Here is a 6247-nt window from a genome sequence, read left to right on the forward strand (position 1 = left end):
AGCATCATGTGGTCGAAGCGATCGCTTAATAAATATGCAGTTGCACCTGGAGTTACCAACATCGCCACCACAAGAATAATCCCCACAGTTTCTAAAACACCAAGCAGCATAGATTTGACACATATCCTGTTTGGTAATGTCTTGGGTATTTCTCAAGCAGATATTATTCAAACAGTGGTTATTAGTGTGATTAAAGTAATCACAATTGCAGTTCTTCGCAAAGACTTATTGTTATTTTGTTTTGACCCTACCCATGCGCGATCAATTGGCTTGAATACAGGAGCGCTCTACTATATTTTGCTATCATTACTGTCTTTAACTGCTGTAGCCGGACTACAAACTGTGGGGATTATTCTTGTGGTGGCGATGTTGGTAACTCCAGGTGCAACTGCATATTTATTAAGCGATCGCTTCGACCACATGATGCTAATTGCTATGGCTTCTGGAGTATTTTCGAGTGTTATGGGGACGTACATTAGCTATCACATTGATGGTGCGACTGGCGGTTGTATTGTGGTGTTGCAAACCTTATTATTTGTCGTGGCGATGATATTTGCACCCAAGCATGGTTTATTGGTTAGAGCAAAGAAACAGAAGGTTATTTCTGAATAAACACACGGCGCTAGATACAAAAATCAGGGTAACTGAAAACCCTCCCACAAGAAAAGTTGATGTTGGAAATCATAGCATTTATATAGAAATAATCTAACAAGTAATTTGCCTTATTACAATATATTATCAATAATTATGGCTGATAGCGATGTCTAGGACGGGCTACGCCTACGCATAAGCGTGTCAATTCTTCGTACTCACGCAAAATGCAGGGATTTACAGAGTGCGTTAAAGGCTAGATTTCGATTTTGTACCCTTGTGCTGGCTTTGAAATCCCTTACTATTGGCGTAATACACAGTCTTGAATTCCACCTGATTCGTTCCGGGATTATAGAGAGTATAGGTAGCTTGACCTGGTGTCCGTCCCACATTCCCCACCCCAACTACTTGACGCGGAGTAACGGTAATAGTTTGAGGGGACACTTGGTTATCAAGAGTAGTGAGTCCAGAGATAATAGAACCAGTTTGCAGTTGATACTGAAAAGTTAAACCGGAACGACCGCAAAACAGATTATTTGCTTGCATCCGCGACAGTCTATCAAGCATTTGGATTGGGGGAGTTTCTGGAGTCAGTTCATCATCCACACTTACCGTTGAGCCGTGGATTAACAAACAATCTAATTCAAAAAAACCAAAATCGAGGTTTCTCAACCATTGTACCGTCTGGCGGGAAACACACTCCCACAACATCTCAACAGTATCACCCCCATATTTTGCGATCAATTCAGGAGCATCCCCAGTCGGCCCCAAACCATGCAGAATAAAACACTGTTCTTCCCACCATCCCTTACAAATCAGGGGTTCTAATTCTCCCTGGCGTGGGTTAAGCACTCGTTCTACCAACTTATCTGCTTCTGGTCTTGGGCCTACTAAATCGCCTAAAATATACAAAGCTTCTACCTGATCACCCTGACGCTTAATGTCAGCTATTACAGCTTCATAAGCTGCCAAGTTAGCTTCAATTCCACTCAAAATTGCCCATTTATTCATAGTTATTTTTTTTCAACGCAGAGGAACGCGGAGGAAGAGGAGGAGGGGAGAGAGATTACCTTGTGCAAACATGAGTTGGGTCATCCGCCCGTTCTGCGTACTCCAACCCATGCGCTAAACGCCAAGCAAAGATTGCAGGTAAACCTTTCTCAAGAATTGCTGCACAAGTTTTTTGGTAGTCATAAACCACTTCCCGCAGTTTGAATTCTTGAGTGTCAGTATCGTAAATCACATAAGTAGCATTCGGTCGTCCATGTCGGGGTTCTCCCACTGAACCCACATTCACAATCCGTTTGAGAGGAGATGTAAAGCTGATTTTCTGTGCTTTTTCTCCTCTACCAACACTAACTTGTAGCTGACCAGCATCAAGAGTTCGGGTATAAGGTACATGAGTATGACCACAAAATAGCACATCTGAATCTGTGGAAATTACTCGCTCTAGTGCTACAAAAGCGTCTAGTTCAGGTAACAAATATTCATGGTTACTATGAGGACTACCGTGAACAAAAGCTAAATTTCCCTCTTTGAGGCTGTAGGGTAACTTGGCTAAAAATTCACGGTTTTCTGGGTTAATTTCCTTATTAGTCCACTCGTGAGCTTGTATTCCTCTTTTTTCTGCCAATAACGAGGGATAACTGCAATCACAAGCGTTCAAACCTTCCACAATATCTTCATCCCAACAACCAACGCAGGTGGGAATATCTAAAGAACGAATTTGAGCAACAACTGCATTGGGATGCGGCCCATATCCTACCAAATCGCCAACACAAAAGATTTTTTCGCATGAGTGCTGGTCAATATCTAGCAATACAGCGTCTAAGGCTTCGTAATTGCCATGAATACATGAAATGACGGCTATTTTCACACTGGTTCCCCTTCTAATAAAATCTCTTTTACTTGTTGTTGGTATTGCAAAATCGCTGCGTCAGATAAACAGCAATCTGATAATGTTTGCCTTAAAGTTGCTTCATCCAAGTTTTGTCCCACCACTTCTAGTCCACTGAAACGCTGGGGTCTACCTTCCAAGTAGCGTGGTAGGTCTAATTCCAGAAAATCTGTTTGGGGAACGCCAGCGACAAAATCACAGTAAAGTGACCTACCATCGTTCACGTCAAAAATGCCTTTAGCACGGGTAACGATACCGTAAGCACTGTGGGTGATTTCGTACCAAAATTCTTCCAGACTATTTTCGTCAATAACTTGACCGTTGCTTGCCGCCCGCCATAAAGTTTCAGCATTACTGGCTTGGGTTGGTGCGCCGTGTACAATCTCCTTTGCCCAAGCATGGTATTCAGAGCCTTTGAGGTCAGGTGGTAAGACTGCAATGGTACGGTAAGTTAGATTATCTAATAATTGTGCTACAGATCCCAACTCCAGATAAAATCCCCACTCAATGTAAACCGCATCTGCTTTAGGTATTTGGTTCAGAAATTCGACTTGTTGAGCATCGCTAAAGACCTGTAAATCAGGAAATTCAGAAGTTATGCGGGTTTGGTCAACGGGAACAGTCCCAGTACCAGGGTTGTAATAAATTATTTTGTCAACATCGGCGATATCTCGCATCTGTTGACAAACCCAGGTAGTTTTTCCAGCCCCAGATGAACCAGCAACGACAATAATGTTTGGTACAGACATAAATATAATGATAATCATTTTTATGTGATTTGAAATATAGTAGCAAGAAAATTGCTGACTTGATCAATGCCACACAGTTGTACCATCTGGTTTATCGATGAGAGTTACTCCCACTGCTTGCAATTGGTCGCGTATAAGGTCTGAAGCGGCAAAATTGCGCTGTTTACGTGCATTCTGCCGTTGTTGAATTAAAGTTTCAATGTCTGCATTACTTAAACGTTCTTGTTTGGCATCAGTTTCATCTTTTGGTACTGCTTCTAGTCCTAAAACCTGTGCCAAGTGAACTAGGGTTTGCCACTGCTGCTTAATCGTTTCTGAGGAAGTATCGGTTTTACCTTGATGAGTCAAAAGGTTTCCCTGACGACGTAATTCTTTTGCCAGTTCAAAAAGAACAGCTAATGCAGTGGGCGTGTTAAAGTCATCATCCATCGCCCTCTGAAAGCTTTCAACATAGGGTAGGGCATTGGGTATTGGGCATTGGGCATGGGAAGAGGTAGGAGGCAGAAGTTCTTTAATTTTGAATTTTGAATTTTGAATTTTGAATTGATTTGTCCCTAGTCCTTGACCGTACTGGTAGCTGAAAAGCAAACCTTCTTTAAGGGTTTTCCAAGCATTTTCAGCAGAAATGATGGCATCTTCTGTAAAATCTAGAGGCTTGCGATAATGGGCTTGCAGGACAAATAAACGGAGTACATTAGGCTCAATACCTTGATCAAGTAATTGGCGAATCATTGTAAAATTCCCCAAAGACTTTGACATCTTTTCACTATTCACCGTTACCATACCATTGTGCATCCAGTAACGTGCTAATGGCTTAAGAGTAATAACTTCTGACTGTGCAATTTCATTTTCATGGTGGGGAAACACCAAATCGCCGCCACCACCGTGAATATCAATCGTATCACCTAAGAGCCTACGCACCATTGCCGAACATTCAATATGCCACCCCGGCCGACCAACACCCCAAGGTGAATCCCACGCTGGTTCCCCTGGTTTAGCAGCCTTCCATAAAGCAAAATCAAACAGGTTTTGTTTCTTTTTAAGAGATGGGTCTTCTGAGTCTACCCTATTACTCGCCCCAGCTTGCATATCATCCAAAGAACGCCCAGAAAGTTTGCCATACTCAGAGAAGTTTTGCACCTTGTAATAAACATCCCCATCAATGGCGTAAGCGTAGTCTTTTTTTTCTAGTTCCTGAATCAACTGGTGAATAGCTGAAATATTTTCCGTGACGCGGGGATAATCAGAAGCATCCATCACATTTAAACGTCTGATATCCTCAAAATAAGCCTGAATGTATCGCTCAGAAACCTCTTGCATAGAAGTTCCTTCTGCATTAGCTCGGTTGAGAATCTTATCATCAATATCAGTAAAGTTTTGCACATATTGGACTTCATACCCCCGCCATTGCAAATAGCGGCGCACTATATCCCAAACAATGTAAGAACGTGCATGACCCAAATGACAATAATCGTACACCGTAACACCGCAGCAATACATTTTTACCTTACCTGGTTCTTGCGGCTGGAAGGATTCTTTGCGACGGGTGAGAGTGTTGTAAATTGTCAGAGTCATAATCAATTCCAAAATTAAGATTTAGGATGAATTTGCACAGCATTAAAAAAACAACTTCTTGCACCAGTGTGACAAGCAATATCACCAATTTGCTCAACTTTTAGCAAGATGGTATCTCTGTCACAGTCGTAAAAAGCTCTTTTACCTTTTGAATATGTCCAGATGTTGCGCCTTTATGCCATAATTGCGAACGCGAACGACTCCAATAATGAGCTTCGCCTGTAGATAATGTTTTTTGAATTGATTCCGAGTTCATCCAAGCCATCATCAAAACAGTGCCATCGCGGTAATCTTGCGCTATGGCAGGAATTAAATCTTGATTATTAAACTTAAGTTTTTCAACCCACAATAAATTTTGATTCATTAGCGTTTACTACAGACACTTCAATTTCTGGAGCATTAAGTATTTTTTGTTGCTATCCAACCTCTGAACCAGAGGGCTGTGAAAAATCGAGTAATCTTGCTAAAATTTGCTTCTTGTAATAGTTCAATAGTTCTTGACTCAGAGATACAATGGAGATGTACGACGTTGCTTGCTGTTTCCTCTACTATTTCTGCTCCGATTCCTAAGTGACGTGCATGATATTTGTAAGCTTTTAGGAAATCGTTAAACCTTTCTGAGCCTTTCTCCTCACATAAATCAACTAGAATCAATTTCGCTCCTAATTTGAGGCGTTGCGAAATACTTTGAAGCAGTGACAGTTTTGCTCCGTCATCAGGGAGAAAGTGCATAGCAAGAATGCAAGTTGCTGCATCATACAGGGGAGTGAGAGGCAGTTCATGCGTTAACCCCTGGTGGAGCTTCACGCGGTTTATTAACCCATGTTTGGCTACTTTTTCTTGGGCGATAGCCAGCATTTTTGCCGAAGGGTCAACGCCTGTAAAGAGCCAGTGCGATCGCGCTTGACCAAAAATTGTGAGTTCCATACCGCCACCAGCAGCAACAATCAGTAGATGAGCCTGCTCCGACACACTTGCATCCAAGAGTGCAACTGCCATATTGAATATCGACTCATAACCAGGCACAAAACTACGTGCTCCTACTTCATAATTTATCGTTTGGAATGTTGGATTTAAGTCGAAATCAAAGCGGCTCTGCTCTTTATTCATATTGAAGTTGCCTTTTATCTTGAAGGTATTTGCAAGGCAATGACAACTGTTGCTACCATTGCCCAGGTTTGGTAAGGTTACTAAAACTTAGTATTGTGGCGCACTAAATTCATAAACTCCTCACGAGTTCGCGCATCTTCTGAAAACACACCACGCATTGCACTAGTTACAGTCCAAGAACCAGGTTTTTGCACGCCGCGCATCACCATACACATGTGGCTAGCTTCCATCACAACGGCTACCCCTTGAGGTTCCAAAATGGTCTGGATTGCTTCGGCAATTTGGCGGGTTAATCTCTCTTGTACTTGCAAGCGACGGGAATACA

At 42.1% G+C, this 6247-nt stretch carries 6 protein-coding genes and 3 pseudogenes; 1 reads left to right on the top strand and 8 read right to left on the bottom strand.

What is annotated here, in order from left to right; translation table 11 throughout:
- Positions 1 to 95: pseudogene (locus LC574_RS21650) on the bottom strand (metal ABC transporter permease); the annotation flags it as partial.
- On the opposite strand from LC574_RS21650, the pseudogene LC574_RS21655 reads away from it, so the two are divergent.
- A pseudogene (locus LC574_RS21655) lies at positions 88 to 612 on the top strand (metal ABC transporter permease); the annotation flags it as partial. The pseudogenes LC574_RS21650 and LC574_RS21655 overlap by 8 nt on opposite strands.
- Before the next feature lie 228 nt (positions 613 to 840).
- On the opposite strand, the gene LC574_RS21660 reads toward LC574_RS21655, so the two are convergent.
- From LC574_RS21660 to LC574_RS21690, 7 genes and pseudogenes are all read right to left on the bottom strand, one after another.
- On the bottom strand, positions 841 to 1602 hold the full coding sequence (locus LC574_RS21660; protein ID WP_229455543.1) for a metallophosphatase: 762 nt from the start codon (positions 1600 to 1602) through the stop codon (positions 841 to 843).
- Positions 1603 to 1657: 55 nt separating this feature from the next.
- Positions 1658 to 2467, bottom strand: coding sequence for a metallophosphoesterase family protein (locus tag LC574_RS21665; protein WP_229455544.1), 810 nt, complete (start codon positions 2465 to 2467; stop codon positions 1658 to 1660).
- The gene (locus tag LC574_RS21670) at positions 2464 to 3237 is read right to left on the bottom strand and encodes a GTP-binding protein (protein ID WP_229455545.1); all 774 of its coding nucleotides are present in this window, start codon (positions 3235 to 3237) and stop codon (positions 2464 to 2466) included. The genes LC574_RS21665 and LC574_RS21670 overlap by 4 nt, the downstream gene beginning before the upstream one ends.
- Positions 3238 to 3300: 63 nt before the next feature.
- On the bottom strand, positions 3301 to 4812 hold the full coding sequence (gene cysS, locus LC574_RS21675; RefSeq protein ID WP_229455546.1) for a cysteine--tRNA ligase: 1512 nt from the start codon (positions 4810 to 4812) through the stop codon (positions 3301 to 3303).
- A gap of 47 nt (positions 4813 to 4859) precedes the next feature.
- Positions 4860 to 5176: pseudogene (hisI, locus tag LC574_RS21680) on the bottom strand (phosphoribosyl-AMP cyclohydrolase); the annotation flags it as partial.
- Positions 5177 to 5211: 35 nt separating this feature from the next.
- The gene (locus LC574_RS21685) at positions 5212 to 5922 is read right to left on the bottom strand and encodes a class I SAM-dependent methyltransferase (RefSeq protein ID WP_229455547.1); all 711 of its coding nucleotides are present in this window, start codon (positions 5920 to 5922) and stop codon (positions 5212 to 5214) included.
- 80 nt (positions 5923 to 6002) lie between these two features.
- Positions 6003 to 6247: GTP cyclohydrolase I (locus LC574_RS21690; protein ID WP_229455549.1), on the bottom strand; the 245-nt coding region annotated here is incomplete at its 5' end.

Origin of the sequence: Nostoc sp. CHAB 5715 (assembly GCF_020829685.1) — a bacterium.
Taxonomy (GTDB): domain Bacteria; phylum Cyanobacteriota; class Cyanobacteriia; order Cyanobacteriales; family Nostocaceae; genus Nostoc.